Annotated in this window: 25 protein-coding genes; 17 read left to right on the top strand and 8 right to left on the bottom strand. The window is 47.8% G+C overall.

The genetic code is table 11. From position 1 onward, the window contains the following. Nucleotides 1-51 precede the first annotated feature (51 nt). Nucleotides 52-1,812: an ABC transporter ATP-binding protein gene (locus ACR6HW_RS12110; RefSeq protein ID WP_455727986.1), complete on the top strand. Its 1,761-nt coding sequence runs from the start codon at nt 52-54 to the stop codon at nt 1,810-1,812. A 59-nt stretch (nt 1,813-1,871) separates the two neighbouring features. Next, nucleotides 1,872-3,329: an aminoacyl-histidine dipeptidase gene (locus tag ACR6HW_RS12115; RefSeq protein ID WP_455727987.1), complete on the top strand. Its 1,458-nt coding sequence runs from the start codon at nt 1,872-1,874 to the stop codon at nt 3,327-3,329. A gap of 77 nt (nt 3,330-3,406) precedes the next feature. Here ACR6HW_RS12115 and ACR6HW_RS12120 read toward each other — a convergent pair whose 3' ends face one another. Beyond that, the gene (locus tag ACR6HW_RS12120; RefSeq protein WP_455727988.1) at nt 3,407-4,282 is read right to left on the bottom strand and encodes a DegV family protein; all 876 of its coding nucleotides are present in this window, start codon (nt 4,280-4,282) and stop codon (nt 3,407-3,409) included. 56 nt (nt 4,283-4,338) lie between these two features. Then, the gene (lipA, locus tag ACR6HW_RS12125; RefSeq protein WP_455730887.1) at nt 4,339-5,226 is read right to left on the bottom strand and encodes a lipoyl synthase; all 888 of its coding nucleotides are present in this window, start codon (nt 5,224-5,226) and stop codon (nt 4,339-4,341) included. A 549-nt stretch (nt 5,227-5,775) separates the two neighbouring features. Between lipA and ACR6HW_RS12130 the strand changes: the two genes are divergently transcribed. From ACR6HW_RS12130 to ACR6HW_RS12155, 6 genes are all read left to right on the top strand, one after another. Further along, entirely contained in the window at nt 5,776-6,579 is an 804-nt protein-coding gene (locus ACR6HW_RS12130) for a transporter substrate-binding domain-containing protein (protein WP_455727989.1), read from the top strand. A gap of 100 nt (nt 6,580-6,679) precedes the next feature. Continuing rightward, complete coding sequence (locus ACR6HW_RS12135; protein WP_455727990.1) at nt 6,680-7,417, top strand: amino acid ABC transporter permease; 738 nt, start codon at nt 6,680-6,682, stop codon at nt 7,415-7,417. Between the two features lie 3 nt (nt 7,418-7,420). Further along, nucleotides 7,421-8,140 carry an amino acid ABC transporter ATP-binding protein gene (locus tag ACR6HW_RS12140; RefSeq protein WP_455727991.1) on the top strand — a complete coding sequence of 240 codons (720 nt, stop codon included), beginning with the start codon at nt 7,421-7,423 and terminating at the stop codon, nt 8,138-8,140. A gap of 254 nt (nt 8,141-8,394) precedes the next feature. Further along, nucleotides 8,395-9,351, top strand: a complete 957-nt coding sequence (locus ACR6HW_RS12145) for an FAD-dependent oxidoreductase (RefSeq protein ID WP_455727992.1) — start codon at nt 8,395-8,397, stop codon at nt 9,349-9,351. Between the two features lie 10 nt (nt 9,352-9,361). Further along, on the top strand, nt 9,362-10,006 hold the full coding sequence (gene pdo / locus ACR6HW_RS12150; RefSeq protein WP_455727993.1) for a protein disulfide oxidoreductase: 645 nt from the start codon (nt 9,362-9,364) through the stop codon (nt 10,004-10,006). A gap of 115 nt (nt 10,007-10,121) precedes the next feature. After that, nucleotides 10,122-11,069: an alpha/beta hydrolase gene (locus tag ACR6HW_RS12155; protein WP_455727994.1), complete on the top strand. Its 948-nt coding sequence runs from the start codon at nt 10,122-10,124 to the stop codon at nt 11,067-11,069. Here ACR6HW_RS12155 and ACR6HW_RS12160 read toward each other — a convergent pair. Then, a complete protein-coding gene (locus ACR6HW_RS12160) occupies nt 11,026-11,586 on the bottom strand; it encodes a hypothetical protein (RefSeq protein WP_455727995.1) in 561 nt (186 codons plus the stop codon). The two genes, ACR6HW_RS12155 and ACR6HW_RS12160, sit on opposite strands and share 44 nt — an antisense overlap. Before the next feature lie 97 nt (nt 11,587-11,683). Between ACR6HW_RS12160 and ACR6HW_RS12165 the strand changes: the two genes are divergently transcribed. The 9 genes from ACR6HW_RS12165 (at nt 11,684) to msrA (ending at nt 19,185) form a co-directional block, all read left to right on the top strand. After that, on the top strand, nt 11,684-12,562 hold the full coding sequence (locus tag ACR6HW_RS12165) for a GGDEF domain-containing protein (RefSeq protein ID WP_455727996.1): 879 nt from the start codon (nt 11,684-11,686) through the stop codon (nt 12,560-12,562). A gap of 14 nt (nt 12,563-12,576) precedes the next feature. Continuing rightward, entirely contained in the window at nt 12,577-13,629 is a 1,053-nt protein-coding gene (mutY, locus tag ACR6HW_RS12170) for an A/G-specific adenine glycosylase (RefSeq protein ID WP_455727997.1), read from the top strand. Next, a complete protein-coding gene (locus ACR6HW_RS12175) occupies nt 13,610-14,371 on the top strand; it encodes a GNAT family N-acetyltransferase (RefSeq protein WP_455727998.1) in 762 nt (253 codons plus the stop codon). Before mutY ends, ACR6HW_RS12175 begins: the two co-directional genes overlap by 20 nt. Then, nucleotides 14,368-14,715 (top strand): glutaredoxin family protein, encoded by a 348-nt coding sequence (locus ACR6HW_RS12180; RefSeq protein ID WP_455727999.1) that lies wholly within the window; start codon nt 14,368-14,370, stop codon nt 14,713-14,715. The genes ACR6HW_RS12175 and ACR6HW_RS12180 overlap by 4 nt, the downstream gene beginning before the upstream one ends. 40 nt (nt 14,716-14,755) lie before the next feature. After that, nucleotides 14,756-15,628, top strand: coding sequence for a YegS/Rv2252/BmrU family lipid kinase (locus tag ACR6HW_RS12185; RefSeq protein WP_455728000.1), 873 nt, complete (start codon nt 14,756-14,758; stop codon nt 15,626-15,628). Between the two features lie 156 nt (nt 15,629-15,784). Then, the gene (gene gnd / locus ACR6HW_RS12190; RefSeq protein WP_455728001.1) at nt 15,785-16,684 is read left to right on the top strand and encodes a phosphogluconate dehydrogenase (NAD(+)-dependent, decarboxylating); all 900 of its coding nucleotides are present in this window, start codon (nt 15,785-15,787) and stop codon (nt 16,682-16,684) included. A gap of 10 nt (nt 16,685-16,694) precedes the next feature. Continuing rightward, a complete protein-coding gene (gene zwf, locus ACR6HW_RS12195; protein ID WP_455728002.1) occupies nt 16,695-18,074 on the top strand; it encodes a glucose-6-phosphate dehydrogenase in 1,380 nt (459 codons plus the stop codon). After that, entirely contained in the window at nt 18,055-18,693 is a 639-nt protein-coding gene (locus ACR6HW_RS12200) for a cyclase family protein (RefSeq protein WP_455728003.1), read from the top strand. Before zwf ends, ACR6HW_RS12200 begins: the two co-directional genes overlap by 20 nt. Before the next feature lie 21 nt (nt 18,694-18,714). Next, nucleotides 18,715-19,185 carry a peptide-methionine (S)-S-oxide reductase MsrA gene (msrA, locus tag ACR6HW_RS12205; protein ID WP_455728004.1) on the top strand — a complete coding sequence of 157 codons (471 nt, stop codon included), beginning with the start codon at nt 18,715-18,717 and terminating at the stop codon, nt 19,183-19,185. A gap of 59 nt (nt 19,186-19,244) precedes the next feature. On the opposite strand, the gene ACR6HW_RS12210 is transcribed toward msrA, so the two are convergent. The 5 genes from ACR6HW_RS12210 to sdaAB all read right to left on the bottom strand — a co-directional run bounded on the left by ACR6HW_RS12210 (nt 19,245) and on the right by sdaAB (nt 22,852). Then, on the bottom strand, nt 19,245-19,754 hold the full coding sequence (locus ACR6HW_RS12210) for a hypothetical protein (protein WP_455728005.1): 510 nt from the start codon (nt 19,752-19,754) through the stop codon (nt 19,245-19,247). Nucleotides 19,755-19,756: 2 nt separating this feature from the next. Then, nucleotides 19,757-19,945: a hypothetical protein gene (locus tag ACR6HW_RS12215; protein ID WP_455728006.1), complete on the bottom strand. Its 189-nt coding sequence runs from the start codon at nt 19,943-19,945 to the stop codon at nt 19,757-19,759. 522 nt (nt 19,946-20,467) lie between these two features. Then, nucleotides 20,468-21,274, bottom strand: coding sequence for a rhomboid family intramembrane serine protease (locus ACR6HW_RS12220; protein WP_455728007.1), 807 nt, complete (start codon nt 21,272-21,274; stop codon nt 20,468-20,470). Between the two features lie 14 nt (nt 21,275-21,288). Continuing rightward, complete coding sequence (sdaAA, locus tag ACR6HW_RS12225; protein WP_455728008.1) at nt 21,289-22,167, bottom strand: L-serine ammonia-lyase, iron-sulfur-dependent, subunit alpha; 879 nt, start codon at nt 22,165-22,167, stop codon at nt 21,289-21,291. 10 nt (nt 22,168-22,177) lie between these two features. Continuing rightward, nucleotides 22,178-22,852, bottom strand: coding sequence for an L-serine ammonia-lyase, iron-sulfur-dependent subunit beta (sdaAB, locus tag ACR6HW_RS12230; protein WP_455728009.1), 675 nt, complete (start codon nt 22,850-22,852; stop codon nt 22,178-22,180). Nucleotides 22,853-22,927: the final 75 nt, after the last annotated feature.

Here is a 22,927-nt window from a genome sequence, read left to right on the forward strand (position 1 = left end):
AGTGTAGAATAACATTCCATAGAGATACGAAATAATTTAAGGGGGGAAGGTATGTTTAAGAAGTTTATGAGTTACTACAAGCCGTACAAGAAGCTTCTGTTTTTCGACTTAATAGCGGCGATTATCTTGTCTGCAGTTGATTTGGTATTCCCGATGGTATCGAGGGAGATTATTAACAATCATATTCCAAACGGCGCTGTACAAGCCATTGTGCGCCTAGGGGTTATTTTAGCGGTGCTGTTTGTCATTCGAGCGGTCTGCATGTGGTTTATGAACTACTGGGGACACGTCATGGGCGCCAAAATGGGGCGGGATATGCGAAAGGATCTCTTTGAGCATTACTTGACGTTGCCATTTAAGTTTTACGATGAAAACAAAACCGGTAAATTGATGAGCCGTTTGACCAATGACCTCGGCGACATCGCTGAGGTGGCGCATCACGTTCCCGAAGACGCCTTGATTTCCACCATTATGCTCGTGGGAAGTTTGGGTTTCCTCATGACCGTCAACGTTCAATTGACCTTGATTTTATTAGCAATGGTGCTCTTTTTATTTGCGTTTGCCCTGTACAAACGCAAGGCGATGCAGTCGGCATTTCGAGTTCACAGAGAGCGTGCAGCAGTGATTAACGCACAAATAGAGAATTCGATATCAGGTGTCCGACTCTGTCAGTCATTTGCCAACGAATCGTTTGAATCCGGCCGTTTTGAGGAAGTGAACGACGAGTACTTGGATTCGAGAAAGAACGCTTTTAAAGCCATGGGCGAGTTCATCGCGGGAACGAACTTTTTCACGGACATTATGAATCTCGTCATCATAATACTCGGGGGGATTTACGTCATAAACGGTTGGATTAACGCCGGTGACCTCGTCGCCTTTTTGCTTTACTCCAACTTCTTTATGCGACCGGTGAAGGGCCTCGTCATGATGATTCAACAGATTCAGTCGGGTATCAGTGGCTTCGAACGGTTCTATCAAATCATCACTTTAGAATCTGAAATTAAAAACACCAATGCGCCGGCGCCAATTGACAGCTTGTCGGGCGATATCACTTTCGACGATGTGTCCTTTGGCTACGAAGCTAAAAACACGGTGCTCGACCACTTGAATTTAGACATCAAAAGCGGGAAGCACATTGCCCTTGTCGGGCCTTCAGGTGTCGGCAAATCCACTATTATCAGTTTGATTCCGAGATTTTACGATGTGACTGAAGGGGCCATCTACATCGGTGGACACAACATTAAAGACATCGATTTAGGACTTTTGAGAAAGTCCATCGGCATCGTTCAGCAAGACGTTTTTATGTTCCACGGCACCATTCGGGACAACATCGCCTACGGCGACCCGAATGCCACAGATGAAGCCGTCGTCGCCGCTGCCAAACAAGCGTATATCCACGATTTTATCAATCAGTTACCAAGTGGGTACGACACCGTCGTGGGCGAACGCGGGGTGAAACTCTCCGGCGGTCAGAAACAGCGAATTTCCATTGCACGGGTCTTTCTTAAAAATCCGCCGATTGTCATACTCGATGAAGCGACATCGTCACTGGACAACGAGAGCGAACTCTTCGTTCAAAAGGCCCTGGACAGACTCGCCGTGGGCAAGACCACTGTGACGGTAGCCCACCGGTTGTCGACGATTATGAACGCAGATGAAATTCTCGTCCTCGAGGACAACGCCATCGTCGAACGTGGACGCCATGCTGAACTCCTTGAAAAAGATGGTATCTATCGAAAGCTGTACACCGCCCAATTCAAAGGCTTTATGCCGGACGATATCGAGAAGCGACCGGCGCGACAAGGTGCATAATGCCCCTAAGTGTGTTAAAATGTGAAAGAAACACATCAAAATTGAAAGGAGCTTTTTTTATGAACGAATGTCTTAAAGACCTCAAACCGGAAAAAGTTTTTAAGTATTTTGAAGCGCTCACAGAGATACCGAGAGAGTCGGGAAATGAAGCAGCTGTTGCCAGTTATTTAGAAGGCTTTGCCAAGACACACGGCCTGGATGTCGTACGCGATGAAGCCAACAATGTCATCATAAAGAAGCCGGCTACCCAAGGGTATGAGACGGCTAAACGCGTTATCTTGCAAGGACATACAGATATGGTATGCGTCAAGCGAGACGATTTGACCTTTGACTTTGAGAAGGATCCGATTCCATTGGTCGTCGACGGCGACTTTGTGAAAACAGAGGGGACGACACTTGGCGCCGACAACGGCATCGCCGTGGCTATGGCCATGAGTATTCTCAGTGACAATACCCTAGAACACCCTGAAATCACAGCACTTTTTACGACGTCTGAAGAGACGGGCATGGACGGCGTTATGGCGTTAAAGCCCGGAGATGTGACGGGAGATGTTCTCATTAACATCGATTCTGAAGAAGAAGGGGTGGTTCTGGCTTCTTGTGCAGGCGGTGTGAACAACATTACTGAAATCGATGTCCAAACGACACCATGTGCTTATGACGCAGCCTTTGAACTCACTATTTCAGGCTTACAAGGCGGGCACTCGGGAATAGAAATCGGCAAGAAGCGCGCCAACGCGCTAAAGCTTCTCGGCCGTACGATGACCATCTTTAAAAATCACTTTTCCTATGGTGCTTACGAAGCGTGGGGCGGGGAAAAAATGAACGCCATTGCCAAGACGGCACATATGAAGTTTGCCCTTAGCAACAGCGACGTCTTCTTAATGGAGGACTTGGTGGCGTCTATTCAAGAGACGTTTAAAAACGAATACGCTGTCACTGAACCGACGCTCAGTATAACCGTTTCGGAAATCGATCCGCCAGAAACCGTCTTTGAGCCGGTGACGCAAATGGCTTTAGAGAAGTTGTTGCGGTTTACACCCTTTGGCGTTTACGCCATGAGCGCCGGTATGGAGGGGCTCGTCGAGACTTCGAACAACCTCGGCGTATTGGAAATGAAAGACGGCGTCATTCGGTTGACAAACGCTGTGAGAAGTTCTGTCAACAGCAAAAAACAAGCGCTTAACGAGCTTATGGCACTGATTGCGGAATCCATAGGCGCGAAAAACCACACGGTTGCCGACTATCCGGAATGGCCGTTTAAGGTTGAGTCGCCTGTGAGAGAACTTATGAAGTGCGTTTACGCCGAACAGTATGGCGAGGAGATGAAAGTCGACGCCATTCACGCGGGTCTCGAATGCGGCTTCTTAAAAGAAAAGGTAGGCGACATCGATATGGTGTCTATTGGACCAAATCTATACGATGTCCACACGCCTTACGAACACCTGAGCATCTCGTCGACAGAGCGCGTTTACAACTTCCTCGTGGAAGTGCTCAAACGCATGAACACTCTGTAGATCAAGTGATAAATAAAAACGTCTTTCTCGGCCCCAGTCGCCGAAAAAGACGTTTTTTGTATAAGTGCTTATAAATGCTATTCTCTTTCATCGCCTATAAAAGCGATGGCGAGCATATTGGGTCCGACATGTGAAGCGATGGTCATGGAGAGTTCGGAAACGATAATCTCGGCATTTTTTGCATACGGCTCGACGGCGGCTTTTAAGGTTAGCGCGTCGTCGATGGCGTTGCCATGACCAATAAGTACAGTTTGTGTAAGTGTTTCGCTAAAATGTTCTTTAAACTTAGACGCCAAAAATGAAATGGATTTCTTGCGCCCTCTGACGTTGCCATAGGGCTTGAGTTTGCCTTCGTGATCGACGATTAGCGTCGGCTTGACGTTGAGTACGCTACCGACAATAGCCGAGGCCGCTGAAATTCGGCCGCCGTTCTTAAGATAGTTTAAATCGTCTACGCCGAACCAGTGTTGCGCGTTGAACTTGTGTGCTTCCAACCAGTTGACGATATCTTCTGTGGACGCGCCCGACTTGACGAGGTCTACGGCACGAATCACCAGTGCCCCGAGGCCTATGGACGCAGAGAGCGTATCGACGGTGTAGAGGCCGGCTTCCGGCGTTTCGGAAAGAACGGTTTCTTTCGCGATGCGAGCGGAGTTAAATGTACCACTCATCCCGGAGGAAAAGCCGACGTATACGACGTCGTAGCCTTGATTTAAATATTTTTTAAACAGCTCTTCAAATCGGAAGGCATTAATCTGAGAAGTCGTCGGCATAGTGCCGTTTCTCAGCGCGTTGTAAAAGGTCTCATGTGCGTAGGATTTACCGAGGTCGTCGATGATCTCCTTGCCGTTTAACTGAACCGGCATACCGATGACATCGAGGTGCTCCGTGTTGGACTGGGTAAAAAACAGGGGTAAATCGCAACATGAATCGGTGATGATTTTAATCTTCATTTGGTCCTCCTGAGCAAGGAAACAGTTGAACTGCTTCTTCGGATTTGAAGAATCCCTTACACTTTATTATAACTTAAATGTGTAAAAGTTTCCATTGCATTGTACGAACTTCTCACCAGAGGGGCCGAAGCAACTGCTTTTATACCGACACTTCTCGCATAGGCGCCATAGGCGTCAAAGGCGTCGGGATGGATGTAAGCTTTCAATGGCGCGTGCTTTTTAGACGGCGGGAGATACTGCCCAATGGTTAAAATGTCTACGTCGTGTGCTTTTAAATCGTCGATGAGGGCATAGACGGCGGTTTCGTCTTCGCCGAGTCCGAGCATAAAGCCGGATTTTGAAAAAATACCAGAGTCCAGCTGTTTAATGCGTTTTAACAGCGTTAAACTCTGTGCGTAGTCCGCTTCAGGGCGTATATCGTCGTAGAGCCCCTGAATGGTTTCGACGTTGTGGTTGATAATGTCGGGATTGGCGTCTACGACGGCTTTTAAGGCTTCTAGACTGCCGTTGAAATCGGGAATTAAAACTTCCACAACAGTGTCCGGCATACGGGCTTTTATGGCGCGAATAGTATCGGCGAACAAAGAGGCGCCGCCATCTTCGAGATCGTCTCGCGTCACCGATGTAATGACGGCGTGCTTGAGGCCGAGCGTCGCTACGGCTTCCGCCACACGAGACGGTTCTGTGATGTCCGGCGGGAGCAGTTGTCCGCTCTCGATGTTGCAAAAACGACAGTGTCTGGAACAGACGCTGCCTAGAATCATAAATGTCGCCGTTTTTTTACTGAAGCACTCGAGGCGGTTGGGGCAATTGGCGCCGTGACAAACCGTGTTGAGGTTCAGGGAGCGGATGAGGGTGTTCACCTGTGTCAGATGTTTGGGGCGCTCTATTTTAACTTTGAGCCATTCCGGTTTCTTCTGCATAAGAGACCTCCTTTTTGCAATGTCGTTGCCCCTATTGTAACAGGCTCATCTTAGAAAAGCATTAATTTTCTCCAAATAGGTTATTGTAATTCTTTATAGGGGTTATAAAGCGGGGATTTCCCGGGGTTTAGCGGGACATCTGAATCATGAAGAAATTTTGAAATGCTAGCGGCATGATACAAGGTGAAGTCTATGAAATGTAATGACATAAAAACGTTTGGTTGAGCAATACCGTCTAGACAGCCATGATTATTAGCCGTTTACGGGTATTTAAATGAAAAGATGTACTTGCTGCTACCCGTGTTCGGCGTATTGCTCTTAACTCTGAAGGACATTATCGACGTTGATGTCAAATGTGTCACTAGAAGGCGCTCACTACAAAGGCGCGTGACATGTAAGCTGTTTAGAGTTTTAATGAACGGTTCGCTTGCATTTTCAAGTTGTTTTCAATCGATTTTCATAGCACTCCCACGAATAAGTCACGATTCTGATTAAAAAAGTTTAAGTACGGGGCTTTTTTGGTATATACATAGCATCTTTTATTAAAATAACCACTATTAGGAGGACACTATGAGCGGAAGAATGCGATTAGGCGCTTTTTTATTGTTTGTTTTTATCTTGGCGGTCGCGCTGGCCGGCTGTACAAAAACGACTGACGATACAGTGCTGAAGGTTGGGATGGAACTCAAATACCCACCTTTTGAAACAAAAGATGAAGCGGGGAACCCAACGGGGGCATCTGTCATGTTGGCAGAAGCGCTTGGCGAGCACCTCGATAGAGAAGTCGAAATCGTCGACACGGCCTACGCGAGTTTGATTCCGGCACTGGAGCAAGGTGATGTCGATATAATCATTTCGTCGATGACCATTACGCCGACACGTGAGGAAGTTGTGGACTTTTCAGATCCTTATACAAATTCACAGCTGATGATGCTGGTTTACAAAGATTCAAAAGTTCAATCGCCGGACGATGTGAACAGCGAAGACGTCATCATCGCCTCTAAATCGGGCACCATCGGCGCCATTTGGGCCGCTGAAAACGCGCCTAAGGCAAAGATACTCAACATTGAAGAAGAAGCCACAGCGGTACTGGAAGTGGCACAGGGGAAAGCGGATGTGTTCATATACGACCCGCTGTCCATTATTCGACACCATGAAAACAACCCGGACACCACGCGTGCTGTTTTAGAGCCATTGCCTAACACTAGGGGCTGGGGCATCGCCATGAGAAAAGGTGAAGACGACTTAAAAGAACAGATTAACGCGTTCTTAAAAGAGGCCAAAACAGACGGTACTTACGACACGATTCGGGAGACTTTTTTACAAGATTACATGAAGGAATTTGAAGACAACGGTCTCGATTTCTTCTTCTAAAATGCCGTATGAAGCGGTTGAAGTTTAAGGCGTTCTGCATGCAGGCGTCTTAAAACTGTGTGGGGCGTTTTATGCGCCTCTTTCTATCGAAGGAGCAAAAATGAAGAAGCTACTCAACTTTACATTGGCCTTGATGATTTACGCTTTGTTCTTTCTTTTCGTTTATAAAATAACGGTAGGAAAGCCCTTGGATTTTGAGCTGTACAGTACTTACAAGCGCGTTATTTTTAACGGCTGGCTCACCACGATTGCCATCAGTGCCGTCGCCCTCGTCATGGCGTTGGCCATCGGTCTCGTCCTCTACTTTATGCAACTTTCAAAGTGGGGCGTCGTCCACTACCTTGCAGAGATTCACAAAACCATCGTCTTTGGAACGCCGTTGCCGGTCATTTCGATGATTGCTTATTATTATATCGGCGACGCCTTCGGTCTCAAATCGAAGTTTTGGGTCGGTGTGGTGACTCTGGCGCTTTATATCGGCGCCTATGTGGCGGACATCTACAAAGCGGCTGTGGAAGGGATTCACGTCAATCAGTGGCAGACGGCTAAGATGTTTGGGTTCACGCGCTACCAGACCTACCGTTACGTGGTTTTTCCACAGGTCATCACCAGCGTGCTGCCGCCCCTTGCAGGACAGTTTGCCATGACCATTAAGGGCAGTGCCATCCTCTCGTATTTGGCAACCGACGAGTTTTTCAACACCATTCGAACAGTTCAATCGGTGAGCTTTAAGTACCTTGAGGGATTTATCATTGTCACAGTGGGCTATCTGCTGTTAACGGTTCCACTGATCTTGCTCGTCCGCTATATGGAAAAAAGACTAAATTACAAGGGGTAGGACATGCGATTAAAATTAGACCAATTGGTTAAACGATACGACGACAAAACAATATTGAGGGGCATCGATTTGGACTTCAGCGACATCAGCGTTTTAGCGCTCATCGGTGCTTCAGGAAGCGGAAAGTCGACACTTCTCAGGCTTATAGCAGGTCTCGAACTCTTTGACGGCGGCGCCATAACCGTCAACGGCAGAACGCTGTCGCAGGGAGACGATCCCGAATACAGAAAAAAGGTGGGCTTTGTTTTTCAAGACCATAACTTGTTTTCCCATCTGTCGATTCGAGAGAACATCTACTTGGTTCTGGAAAAAGTGCATGGGAAAAAACGCGCCGAAGTGGAAGCCAAAGTCGACGGATTGCTCACGCAGTTCGGCCTTTTGGAACACGCCGACAAAAAACCGCATCAAATCAGCGGCGGCCAGTCCCAGCGCGCTTCAATTGTTCGGGCGCTCGCCATTGAACCGGAGATTATCTTGCTCGACGAGCCCACTTCGTCGCTGGACCCCGTGCTCACCTACGAAGTGCTCACCGCTGTGAAAAAGCTTGCCGAGCAAAAAGTGGACTTTATCATCGTGACACACGAAATCGGCTTTGCCAAACGGGTTGCCGATAAAACGGTCTTTATGGAAGACGGGCAAGTGGTCGAAGTCGGTGGCAGCGAGATGTTCGATGTGCCGAAGACGGCCCAGCTTCAAAATTTTTTAGAGAAAATTGTACATTAGTGTCCTGTATCGTTCACCATTAAAAAAACTGCTCATCTACTCTGCATCATTGCGGCGTTAAAATCTCTCGACAATGTCCCGCATTGTCGTCGATATTTTGCCTTGCACTGATACAGATTATCTGGCATTTTTAATTAAATCTCAACGAGACAGTACACTAGTGCGTTGTCTCACTACCGTAAAAAATGCCGTCCGACAATGGATGATGCATTTTGAGAGAGACTGTACGCGAACAGAGCAGAAAGGATAAAGATATGGAACTCAATTTAAATTTAGGTGATAAAACAACGGGATTTGACAAGAGCATTCAGTACGATGTGTTGATTATCGGTGCGGGACCTGCGGGACTCAGTGCGGCACTTTACGCCAAGCGCAAGGGACTCACCGTGGGCATCGTCGGTGCCAAAGCAGGGGGGCAGGTGGTGGATACCACGTCTGTAGACAACTACATCGGCATTCAAGACGTCACAGGGGAAGAACTCTCCAAGCGCTTTTCGGCACATATCGATCAGTATGGCGTCCCGATTTTAAGAGATGAGACGGTAAAGACGTTTATTAAAAACGGCGATGTGTTTACGGTGTCGCTGTCCAGCGCCGATGTGATTAAGACGCGTGCACTCATTATTGCAACAGGCAGCAAGCCCAGACCGCTCGGCGTCGAGGGGGAAGAGGCCTTTAAGGGACGCGGTGTCGCTTATTGCGCCATTTGCGACGGCCCGTTGTTTGAGGGCATGGACGTCGTTGTCGCAGGGGGTGGTAACTCCGCAGTGGAAGCGGCTATGGACCTCAGCAAAATCGCTCGGACAGTAACCATCGTCCACCGCAGCCAGCTGAGAGCCGATCAAATACTTGTGGATCAAATGCAGAAAATCGACAACATCAAAGTGCATTTGGAAACGCAGATTGAAGCCATCGTCGGGGAACAACTGGTCAGCGGTGTCGAGGTGCTCGACAAAAAGAGCGGTGAGCGCTTTAAAGTAGAGGCCTCAGGCGTGTTTGTGGAAATCGGCTACTTGCCGAACAGCGATTTTGTGAAAGGGATTGTGGCGTGTAACGATCGAGGGGAGATCAAAGTCAATGCGCGCAACGAGACCTCGGTACCTGGGGTGTTTGCCGCCGGAGATGTGACGGACAGCCCTTACAAGCAGATTGTCATCAGTGCAGGAGAAGGCGCGAAAGCGGCGCTGACGGCAAATGATTATTTGAGATAGGAGGCCTAACGTGGGGTTGATCAATCAAGATATTCGGAAACAATTAGAAGTGGTTTTTAGCGAAATGAAGAAAGACGTGACCATCGCCGTGTTTACAAAAGAAGGGCTTTGTCCCACTTGTGATGAGACACTTTCTTTTATGAAGGAAATTGAGGACATCAGCGCACACATTCATTTTGAACATCTCGATCTCGACAAAGACGCTGAACGCGCAGCGGCGTACAATGTGACTATGGTGCCGAGCATCGTCTTGTTAGACGAGGCAAAAACGTATGTGGGCATTAAGTTCAACGGCATCCCGGCAGGGCATGAAATCAACTCGTTCCTACCGGCAATTCTATCGGTTTCAGGTGCCGGGGAAGGCCTTCCGGAAGCGCTTAAAGAGCGCATTTCGGGCCTTGATAAGCCGGTGAACATCAAGGTGTTTGTCACACTCTCTTGTCCACACTGTGCAGGTGCAGTCCAAAAGGCGCACGCCCTGGCACTAGAGAGCCCGTTTATCGACGCCGAGATGATAGAGGCGCAGACCTTTGATGTGCTCTCCACGCATTTCAAAGTCTCCAGTGTGCCGCTAGTGGTGTTTAACGACGACAAACGCTTTGTGGGAAATCAACCGATGGAGGTGTTTATCGAAGAAGTTGAGCGGTTTGTCTAAAACAATAAACAGCCGATTTTCCGTCAGAGGAAGGTCGGCTGTTTTAATAATGTGATGCGCCTCGGTGGGGATGATGATATAATGAAACAAAAGGATAGGAAAAGGAGAAAGCACAATGATCGTATTTGGCCTGTTGTTTGCAGTTGTCATCGCAGGAGTGATTGGCCTCAGCTACCGGTTTACCGTCTATGCCCTCTACCCTAAGACGCGCACACATGAAAATGCGCTGGAAAGAGAAATGGAGATAGGCAATTGGGAAGCAGAGACGTTTGAAGCGCTTGAAAAAGAGGCGTTTGAATATCCCACGCCGAGGGGGTACAACCTCTTTGGGTACTGGATTCCCTGTGAGGGGAGTAAAAAGACCATCGTCTTTGTACACGGTATCACGTACAACCTCTACGGTTCAGTTAAATACATGTGGATGTTTCGAAGATGGGGCTTCAACGTTCTGATATACGACCATCGCAATCACGGTAAAAGCGGCGGTTCGGTAACGACTTTTGGCTATTATGAGAAACAGGATTTAAGCTTAATGATTGACGAAGCACTTCGTCGAACGGGTGACGGCGCTCTTATCGGCACACATGGGGAATCCATGGGGGGCGCCACAGTACTTCAGCACATCGCCGTAGACCCCAGACCGGCTTTTGTCATCGCCGACTGTCCCTTTGAGAGCGCCTACGCAGAGTTTGAACACCGTTTAAAAGAAGACTACAACTTGCCGCCATTCCCCCTATTGCAGATGGCGTCCTTAATGTCGTATTTGAAAACCGGCGCTTTTTTTTCGGAGATGTCGCCGATTAAGACCATTGAGTCTGTGGAGACGCCTATTTTATGGGTACATGGCCTCGACGACCGCTATGTGCCACCGGAGCACTCCATGCATATGTATGAAAAAAAAAGAGGCGCAAAGGCCTACTACTGGGTAAAGGGTGCGAGACACGCCAAAGCGTATTATCAAGACCCTGTTCTCTATGAGAACGCCGTTCGACAGTTCTTAGAAAAAGAAAGCATCCTCACTAAGCCTGAAAGCGTTCGAGAACAGGCGTCATATTCGAAATAAAACCCTCGTACAAGATGGTTTCGCCACCGATGTCGAGGAGGTCGAGTGTGGTAATGAGACCCGGGTGTTTTTCCAAATCGACCAATCGGTGTTTGTAGAGGAGTTCGTAGACAAACTGGGTACAAAAGTAATGGTTTTTTCTTTTGATCGGTCGATTGATTAAAACGCCGAACAATCCGATAAAATTGTAGCCGTAACGGTGTTGATTTCGATAGAAATATTCGACATCTCGCTTAAGTCCGTCAAACTGCTTGGCAGAGACCTCGACTTTGAAGATGATACACTCACTTTTCCCCCATTTTTTAAAGACGCCTTCGTAGAGATTTTCTCTTACGAAACCGCCTGAAAACGGGTTGTTTGGGTTTTTGCGTCCAAATGAATACATTTCTTTAAACGAGCTGTCAAAGCTGATGGAGGTATGGACGTATTTGGTTTCTGAAAAAATTGAAATCGTCCGCGCAAGCCATGTACCTGTTCGAGTGAAAACCAGATAGATGTGTTTTGACATAGGGTCCATGCGTGTACTCCTTTTATTGTAAATTCTTTATTTACTGAATTATTTAATACCGTGATATCTTATTATAATACAAAATAGGCTAAAAGAGAAACATTTTATGAGAAAGCGAGGTTTTGTAATGAATGTCCGTTCTGTTCCGTTATTAGAAGGCGTTATGTATTTGGATACGTCGTACCGCTATGTCAAAATCAACGAAAGTGCAGAGCGCTTGACCGGCTTTAAGAGCGAAGAGGTCGAAGGGCGTTATTGCCACGAAGATTTGTTGAATCCGGTGGACTTGGACGGGCATATGTTATGTCTCGAGCCTACGGAACTCGGCGACGCTGAACTCTACCGCGAGCGCGACATCTTTTTGCATCACAAAAACGGGCATCGCGTGCTCGTCACCAGTCGTTTGACCCGCTGGATGGAGGGGGACATACACATTGGCTACATTGAGATGTTTTTAAAGAAACACGTGCAACTTCCCGTCGACCCGTATCCGGACGACTTCGAAGACCCTGTAACGAAACTGTGCAACATGTCTTACGCAAAGACTTTTCTAGGGCTTCAAATTGAACTCGAACGCATTGTGGGCATCCCCTTCGGCATCATCATTATGGATATCGACAACTTTGAAGGACATAACCTCACTTACGGCAGGGCACTTGGCGACGAAATGTTGCGCGTCGTTTCTCAGAGCCTCAAGGAAGTGTTTTACGAAGCGTCTCTAATTGCTCGGCTGGAAGGCGATGAGTTCATGTTGGTGTTTTCAAACATTTCGAGCAACCGTCTGAAGGACATGGGGGAGAAACTTCGCATCGTCATGGAAAATACCAGCCTTCGGGGACAGGCGTTTAAAGAAGTGGATATGACCGTTTCCATTGGCGGCACCTTAATTCGCCCGAGGGATACGACGACAGTAATTCTAGATAGGGCAATGGACTTTTTAAGAAAATCAAAATCCCGCGGCGGCAACCGCGCGGCAATAGTATAACGAAAGAGCAGGTTATGTTTTACAAGCAACTCAACAATTGGTTTACTTCGGCAAAGCGTTCACTTCCTTTTAGGGAGACGCGCAATGCCTACAACATATGGCTGTCTGAGGTAATGCTTCAGCAGACGCAGGTGGCGACAGTCATCGACTACTACAACCGATTTACAGCGCGCTTTCCCGATGTGTACAGCTTGGCAGAAGCAGATGAAGAAGAAGTGTTTAAACTTTGGGAGGGCCTCGGTTACTACTCCAGAGCGCGGAATCTCATGCGCACGGCACGCCTCGTAGCGGACACTTACGACGGCATCTTTCCGGACAATCGACCGGAGTTGCTGAAACTTCCGGGGATAGGGCCTTACACGGCAGGGGCAATCTTAAGTATCGCCTACGACGTACCGACGCATGCTGTCGACGGCAACGTCATGCGAGTGATGTCTCGGGTGTTTGACATGGATGCTGATATCAGCGATCCAAAGTCCCGCAAGCTTTTTGAAGACGTGGTCATGCGGGAAATGGGCGGTGCGCCACATGTTTTCAATCAAGCGCTTATGGAGCTCGGTGCCCTCGTCTGCACGCCTAAAAAGCCGAAGTGCGCCACGTGCCCTGTACAGTCGATGTGCGCAGCTTACGAGCGGAACATCGTCGATAAGCGACCGGTAAAGCTCAAAAAAATTAAAAAAGGAAAAGTAAAAATTGCTGTGATAGTCGCCCGATATCAGGGTAAATATTTAATAGTAAAGCGACCAAACGAAGGGCTTATGGCCAACTTGTGGGGCTTTCCGAACCAGCCTTATGAGACGCTTGCCTACGGCGACATCGAAGCTCATCTGGCGTCGGAGTTCGGCGTTGAAAGCCGCGCGTATGCGGACAGAACCGGAAAGAAACACGTCTTCACACATTTGATTTGGGAAGTACAGCTGGTGTTTGCCGAAGTCACAAAGGCCCCGGGGACTGTTGAGTCGCCTGAAGTCAAGTGGCTTGAACGCCAAGCGTTTGAGACGTTGGCCTTTCCCACGGCGTTTAAGAAACAGTTTGAGGCGATAGAGGATGAAATGGAAAAAAGCTGAACGACAGACCGTTTACGAGAAAGCGCTTTGCGACCCCGTGAGGCACTATTTTATTGCCCTGTCATTAAAAAAAGTGCCCTCACCTTACAAAGAAATATTGGTTTCCGAGGACGGTGCGTGTTGGGTACTGTTTAGAAAATCGGGCGGCGTACAACTCCTGGTGGACACCCCCGTGGGTTATTCACACATCGCCCGGCTGTTAAACAGGCGGCAGTACACAGAAGTCGTCTGCACGGAAGCTGCGATGACGGCGCTTATGGCACAGGGACTCCGCGCCCGTGTTAGAAAGGGCAGCTCTATTGCGGTGTTGACACGCAACGCGCTCATTGAGCCCGAAAAACGGCACGCAACACAGCCGCTCGACAGCACCCTGTTAGAAGCTGTCGAGGCCCTATACCGAAAAGTTTTCAAAGGCTTTCCATCCTCTGCATACATGCGGGAGAAACTCGATACCCTTAGAGGGCGGGGGGAAGTGATTTTGGCATCGGGGCTTCCCGTCAGCGTCGCACAAAGCGATTTTGAAACGCAGACGCAGGCGGTTATCGTGGGGGTTGCCACAGACGCTACGGCACTTTACAGGGGCTATGCGACAAGTTGCACCTATGCACTTTGTCATAAACTGATAACTGCCGGCAAAACGGTAGGGTTAATTTATGAAAATGAACAGGCTGGTCGGATTTACAAACGTTTGGGATTTGTTGAAGTAGACCATCTGTATCATTTGGAAAGGATGGGAGTATGAAAGAGATCGTCATGTATACCACCTCAACATGCCCGCACTGCAAGACGGCGAAAGCTTATTTGCAGGAAAAAGGGTACCATTTTATTGAAAAAAACGTACAGTTGGACAAAGCGGCCGCCGAGGAAATGCGGCATCGAAAACTCATGGGCGTCCCTGCATTTGTCATTGGAGAGGAGACCGTCGTCGGGTTTGATCCGGCTAAAATAGAAGCCGTTTTAGACTACACCGTGGAAGCTTGTCCGAACTGTAGCAGACGGGTGCGCCTTCCGAAGGGAAAAGGCAAAGTGCGCATTACTTGTAAACACTGTCAAGAAGCCTTTGAAGTCGTTTCAAAAAAGATGTAAGATAGTCATATAAAACACATTATCAGAAAGAAGGGCTATTATGTTCGTATTACTGCTTTACAATCCGAAGTCCGGAACGGGAACGATGGGCGACAACCTCGACTACATCATTAAGCGCTTTCAGGAGAAAGGACAGCATGTCGTCCCCTTTCGACTGGACGATAGAGCGGCGCTCAAGTGCTTTATGTCCGATTTGCCTAAGTCCATAAAAAAAATTATTGTCTCAGGTGGCGACGGCACCATCCATCAAGTGGTGAATCTGATGATTCAAAACGACATCGACTTGCCCATTGCACTTTTTCCAACGGGAACCGCCAACGATTTTTCGCAGTATTTCGGAATTCCAAAGGATTTGGACGGCATGATAGACGTCGCAATTAAGAATTCATTTACCCGCTGTGACGTCGGTAAGGCAAACGAGCAGTATTTCATCAACGTGGCTTCGCTTGGCAACCTCGTAGACATCAGTCAGCGGGTAAACGATCAAGCAAAAAACGTCTTGGGCGTCCTGGCGTACTACATCAAGGGCATCGAGGAAATACCGAGGCTAAAGGCTTTTGACGTCCACATAAAAAACGGCGACGAAGTGCATGAGAGCACGGTGTTTTTCGTATTGATTATGAACGGTAAATCGGCTGGTGGCTTTAGAAAGCTGGCGCCGCGTTCAGAGATTAACGACGGCCTCTTAGACGTTGTGGTATTTAAAAAATGCCCGGTGCTCGACTTGATGCCGCTTTTAGTGAAAGTGGTTAACGGCGAACATCCGAAAAGCGATCACATCGCCTATTTTAAAACGGCCGATGCCACGATAACCTGCAGTGAAGCTGTGGGAACGGACTTAGATGGCGAAGAGGGTCCTGACTTCCCGTTACATGTCAGCGTATTGAAAGAAAAATTGAAAATCATCTCTTAGTGTACGGTTGTTCTCTCAATCAAAATGTAAGGCAAGACTGACGAGACAACACACGCGTGAGAAGGCGCATCTGACGGTTTCTTTTAGAATTCAAAAAGATGCGTTTTTTATGTGTTTTTAAAGGGTAAGAATTGAAAAAACTGAAGGAGAGAGTTTATGAAAATAGGAATCGTAGGACTGGGAAAAATGGGTTATGCCCTTGCACTGAACATGCGCGACAACGGCGTAGAGGTACTTGCGACCAATCGTTCACCTGAGAAAGTAGAGGCTATTCGCAAAGAGGGCGTCAAAGGGTTTGAGACGACAGAAGCGCTGATTGCCGATTTCAAAGACGATAGGAAAGTCATCTGGCTGATGGTGCCTGCGGGAGAGGCTGTGGACAGCAACATTGCGGCGCTTTTTCCGCAACTTAAAGAAAACGACATCATTATCGACGGTGGCAACTCCAATTACAACGACACCGTGAGACGTTACAATTGGTTGAAAGAAAAAGGCATTTGTTACGTGGATGTCGGTACCAGCGGGGGAACTGAAGGCGCCCGAAACGGCGCATGCCTTATGGTGGGCGGCGATACAGAGCCTGTGGCGTATCTGGAGCCCGTTTTGAAGAAACTCGCTGTGGAAGGCGGTTACGGGTACTTTGGGGACGCCGGCAGTGGTCACTATGTTAAAATGATTCACAATGGCATTGAATACGGCATGATGCAGGCCATTGGGGAAGGCTTTGATATTTTAAAGGCCTCTGAGTACGATTTGGATTTTGAGAAAGTTTCAAAAGTGTGGGCCAACGGTTCGATTATAGAAGGTCTCTTAATGCGCTTGATGCACGAGGCGTTTAAAGACAGCGCCACCTTAGAGGGTATTGCCGGCAAAGTAGACGCCTCTGGAGAAGCGGATTGGACGATGCAAGAGGCGGTTCGTCTACGCGTGTCGGCGCCTGTAATTGCACAGAGCCTCTTTGTCCGCTACAAATCCAAAGACGACGATCTGTTCAGCGAACGCTGTGTGGCGGCATTGCGCAACCAGTTTGGCGGCCATAAAATCTACAAAGCGTAGGTGATGACAGATGCTGTTTACGTTATTTGGGGCAACAGGCGATTTAACGACGAAAAAACTGATTCCGGCACTGTACCATTTGTATTTGGAACAGGCGCTGCCCGAGGGCTTTCGAATTATTTGCGTCGGTAGGCGCCCCTACACATGGGACGAATTTGAGGCGCACTTGGTCAACAAGATGGACGTAACCAAGTTTGAGCAGTGGGCGGCCTTTAAAGCCCACCTCTGTTACCACGCCATGGACATCGGTGACGAAAGTGCTTATGCGGGACTCAAGGCCACTGTCGACGGCCTCGACCCCTTTAAGCACCGCATTAAAATTTACTATTTGGCTACGGCACCGAGATTCTTTCCGGTAGTGGCGCGGGCGCTTGTGGCCAACGACCTCATTCACAAGAGCGAAGCGCGCGAAAAAATGGTCTTTGAAAAGCCGTTTGGGGAAAACCTCGAGACGGCAAAAGCGTACAACAAAATTTTACTCGAGTTCATTGACGAGAGCCAAATTTACCGCATTGACCACTACCTCGGAAAAGAGATGCTTCAGAACATTTTAACGGTGCGTTTTGCCAACAAGATTTTTGAAAACATTTGGTCGGCAGAACACATTGACTACATTAAGATATTTGCCCTGGAAAGCGAGGGGGTAAAAGAGCGCGGCGGTTATTATGACAGAGCGGGGGCGTTAAAAGACATGGTGCAAAACCACTTGTTTCAAACGCTTTCCCTTGTGGCGATGGACCCGCCGAGCGGCATTAACGACGACTGGATAAAGGATGAGAAAGTCAAAGTGATGCATCATTTGAGAATTGACCCATCGGTGGTCAAAGGGCAGTACGTCGGTTATCTCGACGAAAAAGACATTCCCGATGCGTCTACCACAGAGACTTTTGTGGGCATTAAGGCATTTGTAGATACACCGAGATGGTTGGGAATGCCGTTTTATCTGATTACCGGTAAAAAGATGAACGAAAAGCACGCGGGGATTGAAATCGTCTTTAAAGACACGGCGTACTTCTTTGAAAAAGGGCAGCCGGAACGCAACCGACTGACCATAGAGATTTATCCGAGAGAGGGGATTGTCCTACAGTTTAACGGCAAGGCCCCAGGGCTTCAGGCGTATACGATGCCCATGAAACTCGACTACTGTCACAATTGCCATATTATGGGCAACTCGCCGGAAGCTTATGAGAAGCTGCTCTTGGATTGTTTGCACGACGAGAGCGCACTGTTTACCCGCTGGGATGAAGTTGAAAAAGCGTGGGAAGTCATTGAGCATATGGCGCAGGTAATGGCTGCAGTGCCGCTACACGCCTATAAAACCGGCGAGGACATCTATAAGGTTATGACGGACACTTGGAAGGAGGCACTATTTGACTACGAAATGGATTGATGTGACCATGCCCATTTCACCGGAAATGATGGTCTATAAAAATAAAGCGGAAAAGCGCCCGGTGATTATCAGCCGAGCGACGCATGCGGAAAACGGCTATTGCGAAAGCGGTATTCAGATGGATTTGCACACGGGAACACATGTGGACATGCCCCTGCATATGGTTGACGGCGGTGCGGATTCGACGGCTTTCGATGTGACGAAAATCAACGGTAAGGCGCTGGTTATCGATTTTAGCGGAGAAGAGGCGACGGCCATTACCGAGGCCTTTCTAAAACCGCATCTCGATAAGATACGCCCCGGCGACATCGTCATCTTTAAGACAAAAAATGCCTTGAGCGATGCCTTTAATTTTGAGTTCGACTACCTAGATGCCTCCGGTGCGGCGTGTTTAGCCGCGCTGGACATTAAAGCGGTGGGCATCGACGCGCTGGGGATTGAACGCGGGTCGAAGTCACATGAGACGCACAAGACTTTGATGGGTGCAGACATCTACATTATCGAGGGGTTGGCGCTTAGAGAAGTGGCGCCTGGCCGTTATGATTTCCACTGTCTGCCGATGAAAATAGAAGGCGTCGACGGCTTGCCGGCACGTGCATTTTTATCGGAACTCGGTTAAAATAGAGACAGGAGGTAGAGCATGAAAAAAATAGTTTTAGCAGGCGGTTGCTTCTGGGGCATGGAAGCCTATTTTAAAAGACTTGCCGGTGTATTGGAGACGGAAGTCGGCTACGCCAATGGCCAAACAGAAGCGCCGACATATGAAGAGGTGTGCAAAAACATCACCGGACATGCAGAAGTGCTGCACATGGTATACGATCCCGATGTCATTGCGCTGGACGATATTCTCGGTCACTTTTGGAAAGTTATCGACCCGACGCTTTTGAATCGCCAAGGTGGCGACATCGGCAGTCAGTACCGTACGGGGATTTACTACATTGACGACGCCGACCTCCCGGTTATTCAAGCGTCGGTGAAGGCGGAACAAGCCAAATTGGACAAACCTATTGTAACAGAAGTGATGCCGCTCAACTGTTATTACAAAGCCGAGGCATACCATCAAAAGTACCTCGATAAAAATCCAAACGGCTATTGTCACATCCCACTTTAGAATAAAGGTGCTGTTGCAAATCTAAGAAATTAGATGAGCAACAGCACTTTTTTAGTTTTTTAATTTTTATCGTTTGATTGACGCTCTTTTTTATATCGGTAAATATTATATTCAAACCACGCAAAATCTGTTACAAAAGCAAAACTGATTGCCATGCACAGTTCGAAAAAAGTCTGAATAACCTTGTTTTCGGAAATCAGCGAGAAAACATAGTCTTTATCTAATACAAAATGTACAACTATTAGAAAAAAAAACGAAAAGACAGTTGAATCTAAAAAGTAATGCAAGATTCTTTGCTTTAAAGGTCTTCTGTACATCGCAATAGTTTTATTCCCCGTCAAAGTTAGTGGTAGGTCGTATTTTTTGATAAGGATTCGATGAACGCTAATTGAAAGCGACATAGAACAAAGTAACACAATCTCAAAATAATAACGACTTACAGGATAATTTTTTAAGACCTTATAAACGATACTGATAATAGTAATAATATATGCAATATAAGCGGCAACGCTTAATGAAGCAGCAACATCCTCAAGAGCTTCTTTATTAACTTTAGCCAATTTACTCATACTTATACGTATCCTCCTAATCTGTAGGGACAGTCCCAACCATCACTTGAAGTATACACTATCCCTTCTGATGTTTTTCTAGCAACTAAATCGTTTAAAGCTCTGTTTAGTGTATGTCCATAAGAAAAGTGCTGTCCAATAAAAGAAAAACAGAAAAGTAAAGTAAAACAGCAGACAAAAAATTTTTTCATGAATGTCCTCCTATTTTTCAAAATCGTATTTTGGGTTATTATTCCAACGAAATTTAAACATTTTAGAAATCACTCATTCAACTTTAGCTTACCCTTCAGAATAAAAACGAGTAACTCGCTGAAATCTTACACTTGTTAACAAAACTTAACATTCGAATTGAGAAGGCGCCTCACACGAAAGGGAAGGAGACAACAAAAATGAAAAGAAAAACCGTACCTGATGATAGACACTGCACGAAAACACTGAGAAAACGTAGACCTCCGCTTTTGGAGGTTAATCGGGTCAACGGCTGGTTTTTTACCTTGTTTTCAGTAGAGTGCTTTTAAATTCATCTCCTCTACTTTATTGCACGCCAGTCTGACTTTACTGTCCTTGGGAGGGTTTTTCAGAGTACAAAAATGATAACTCATCTGAAGCGGTTCTAAGCCTCTCAACATAAAAATGACTAGAACACCTCCTTAGGAGCATTCTAGTCATTTTTTAGTTACGGGCTATTTTGCAACAGCAGCTATTGTACGGGTCTAGCTGTTCTTAACGTGTTTGTGATCTCTCAGGTGGTCGATGCAGTACTCCGATAGGTCGTCGCATTGGCTACAGTAACGGAACTCCATATTGGGATCGTCCTGCTCGGTGATGCCGCAAATGGCACATTTGTGTACGACTCTCAGATGGTTGTGCGCACGGGTTTGACTGTTGAACCGGCGTCTGTTGGCCGAAACGGTTCTGCGAAAGGACAAAGTTTCGTAGATGTCTCTGGCAAAGAACAAGATAAAGTTAAAGAGCGCCATTAAAATAGCGAGCTTCATCGTTGCAGAAGCACCGAGGAATCCTACAAAAGTCAAAATGCCACTGATGCCCGCGAGGTACTTCACCTTCACCGGGAAGATAAAGTAAAGCTGCAGGGTGAAGTTTGGATAGACCATGGCAAAGGCCCAAAAGATGGACAAATCCAGATAAAATGTCGTGGCGACACCACCGCCGATAAATGCGGAAAGCGTCGTACAGAGGTAGCCGATGAGGTAAAACAAGTTGAATCTGAAGGTGCCCCATTCGTGTTCCAGTCCCTGACCGTAAGTATAGATGAGCATCAGTGCAAAGATTACAAATATCGGACTGCTGCTCGGCGGTGTGGCGATGTACGTAAACAGACGCCAGACCTCGCCTCCGAGGACTCTGCTTGGAATCAGCGCGATGTTGTACAGGTATCTGCCGCTGGGATCCATGTAACCGATGACATAGGACACGGCTTTGAGAAGAACGATAAACGCCATGAGGTTGGGAATGCCCTTGTCATGGTATTTACGATCGAGTTTGTTGAGCCATTTCATAGGGGTAAGCCTCCTTATTTTCCGAAGAGTTCTGTGTTGATTTGGACAGCGGTTTTTGTAACGGCGAGACCGCCCATAGACGTTTCTCTAAGCGACGGCGGCATCGTTCTGCCGACGCGATACATCGCCTCCACGACTTCGTCAAAGGGGACGATGCTCTCGATGCCGGCGAGCGCCATTTCGGCACACATTAAAGCGTTGGCGGCGCCCATGCTGTTTCGCTTGGCACAAGGGCTTTCAACGAGGCCTGCAATAGGGTCGCAGACGAGGCCCAACAGGTTTTTAAAGCACATAGCAGAGGCGTTAAAAGCCGCTTTGGCGTCGCCGTCCATCATGTGAACACAGGCAGCGGCGGCCATGGCACTCGCTGTGCCTACTTCTGCTTGACAACCGCCCTCAGCCCCAGAAATCGTCGCATTTCGTGCGACGACGCTCCCCACCATATTCGCGGCGAGCAAACCGTCTACGAGGGTGTCGTCATCCAGTTCAAAGCGCTCCTTCATTGTAATGAGGACGGCGGGCAAAACCCCGCAGGAACCGGCTGTGGGCGAAGCGACGACTTTGCCCATAGAGGCGTTGACTTCCATGGTACTAAGGGCGTAGGCGGCTGCAGTGGCCACTGTTTTTCCGCAAATGGTACGCGTGGACTCAAAACGCTTTCTCAAGAGCACGCTGTCGTTGCCGATGATTTTCCCGTGGATGGCGTTGTCGTTGTCGTTAATGCCTGCGTGAACGGCGACAGACATGGTTTTGAGGACGGTTTTAAGGTAGTCGCGAATGTAGCCGTAGCTTCTGCCTGTTTTTTGAATTTCGTATTGAAGCGCCAGTTCGCTTAGCGACAGCTGTTTGGACTCGCAGAGCGCAATGGCGTCTTGTGCGTTTTTAATGTTCATAAGGGACCTCTTAATCGTAAACTTTCTGAATGACGTTGACATAGCGAATGCCGTCGACTTTCAGGAGTTCGTCGATGACGTTTTGCGCTATCTCTTCATCGGTTTCAATAATACTGAGGGCCTTGATGCCCTTTTCTTCTCGATAGACTTTCATAAAAGCGATGTTGATGCGGTTTTCTGAGAGGATGGTGGAAATTCTCGAAAGCATGCCGGAACTGTCGCGATGATGTGTTACCAATGTGTTGTATTCGCCGGTGTAGTTGACGTCTATGCCGTTGATGGCCTTGATAATCATCTTGCCGCCGCCGATGGACTCGCCGATAATTTCCCAAGTTTCCAGTCGGTTGGTCTTGGCGATGATTTTAACAGTGTTTGGGTGTGGCATCTCGTCATCAGTGGCGATAAAGGCGTACTGGAGTCCCCGGTTGTCCGCAATTGCAAAGGCGTCGACTATCCGTTCGTCATCGGGTTTCATGCCGAGAAAACCGCCGAGAAGGGCGATGTCCGTGCCGTGGCCCTTATAGGTTTTGGCGAAAGAACCGTAGAGCACAAAGGTCACTTCAGTGATTTCGAGTTTGATAATGCTCTGGGCCGTGTACCCAATCCGGCAGGCGCCTGCGGTATGTGAACTGGAGGGGCCGATCATAATCGGACCAATAATGTCGAAAATACTGTAGTCTTTCATTTCAGCTCCTTTTGAACCCTTGGTTTTAGTAGTGAACTTTAGGTTAAATTAAATCACAATTCCACTCGATTGACA

The organism is Fusibacter sp. JL298sf-3 (assembly GCF_053842995.1).

What these genes read in the sequence shown, in the direction of transcription:
- ACR6HW_RS12135 (WP_455727990.1), top strand. Translation starts at nt 6,680, where the DNA reads ATGAAGAAGCTACTCAACTTTACATTGGCCTTGATGATTTACGCTTTG.
- ACR6HW_RS12145 (WP_455727992.1), top strand. Translation starts at nt 8,395, where the DNA reads ATGGAACTCAATTTAAATTTAGGTGATAAAACAACGGGATTTGACAAG.
- ACR6HW_RS12120 (WP_455727988.1), bottom strand. Translation starts at nt 4,282, where the DNA reads ATGAAGATTAAAATCATCACCGATTCATGTTGCGATTTACCCCTGTTT.
- ACR6HW_RS12155 (WP_455727994.1), top strand. Translation starts at nt 10,122, where the DNA reads ATGATCGTATTTGGCCTGTTGTTTGCAGTTGTCATCGCAGGAGTGATT.
- ACR6HW_RS12110 (WP_455727986.1), top strand. Translation starts at nt 52, where the DNA reads ATGTTTAAGAAGTTTATGAGTTACTACAAGCCGTACAAGAAGCTTCTG.
- sdaAA (WP_455728008.1), bottom strand. Translation starts at nt 22,167, where the DNA reads ATGAACATTAAAAACGCACAAGACGCCATTGCGCTCTGCGAGTCCAAA.
- ACR6HW_RS12160 (WP_455727995.1), bottom strand. Translation starts at nt 11,586, where the DNA reads ATGGACCCTATGTCAAAACACATCTATCTGGTTTTCACTCGAACAGGT.
- zwf (WP_455728002.1), top strand. Translation starts at nt 16,695, where the DNA reads ATGCTGTTTACGTTATTTGGGGCAACAGGCGATTTAACGACGAAAAAA.
- gnd (WP_455728001.1), top strand. Translation starts at nt 15,785, where the DNA reads ATGAAAATAGGAATCGTAGGACTGGGAAAAATGGGTTATGCCCTTGCA.
- ACR6HW_RS12130 (WP_455727989.1), top strand. Translation starts at nt 5,776, where the DNA reads ATGAGCGGAAGAATGCGATTAGGCGCTTTTTTATTGTTTGTTTTTATC.
- ACR6HW_RS12215 (WP_455728006.1), bottom strand. Translation starts at nt 19,945, where the DNA reads ATGAAAAAATTTTTTGTCTGCTGTTTTACTTTACTTTTCTGTTTTTCT.
- msrA (WP_455728004.1), top strand. Translation starts at nt 18,715, where the DNA reads ATGAAAAAAATAGTTTTAGCAGGCGGTTGCTTCTGGGGCATGGAAGCC.
- mutY (WP_455727997.1), top strand. Translation starts at nt 12,577, where the DNA reads ATGTTTTACAAGCAACTCAACAATTGGTTTACTTCGGCAAAGCGTTCA.
- ACR6HW_RS12210 (WP_455728005.1), bottom strand. Translation starts at nt 19,754, where the DNA reads ATGAGTAAATTGGCTAAAGTTAATAAAGAAGCTCTTGAGGATGTTGCT.
- ACR6HW_RS12140 (WP_455727991.1), top strand. Translation starts at nt 7,421, where the DNA reads ATGCGATTAAAATTAGACCAATTGGTTAAACGATACGACGACAAAACA.
- sdaAB (WP_455728009.1), bottom strand. Translation starts at nt 22,852, where the DNA reads ATGAAAGACTACAGTATTTTCGACATTATTGGTCCGATTATGATCGGC.
- ACR6HW_RS12185 (WP_455728000.1), top strand. Translation starts at nt 14,756, where the DNA reads ATGTTCGTATTACTGCTTTACAATCCGAAGTCCGGAACGGGAACGATG.
- ACR6HW_RS12115 (WP_455727987.1), top strand. Translation starts at nt 1,872, where the DNA reads ATGAACGAATGTCTTAAAGACCTCAAACCGGAAAAAGTTTTTAAGTAT.
- ACR6HW_RS12220 (WP_455728007.1), bottom strand. Translation starts at nt 21,274, where the DNA reads ATGAAATGGCTCAACAAACTCGATCGTAAATACCATGACAAGGGCATT.
- ACR6HW_RS12165 (WP_455727996.1), top strand. Translation starts at nt 11,684, where the DNA reads ATGAGAAAGCGAGGTTTTGTAATGAATGTCCGTTCTGTTCCGTTATTA.
- ACR6HW_RS12180 (WP_455727999.1), top strand. Translation starts at nt 14,368, where the DNA reads ATGAAAGAGATCGTCATGTATACCACCTCAACATGCCCGCACTGCAAG.
- ACR6HW_RS12175 (WP_455727998.1), top strand. Translation starts at nt 13,610, where the DNA reads ATGAAATGGAAAAAAGCTGAACGACAGACCGTTTACGAGAAAGCGCTT.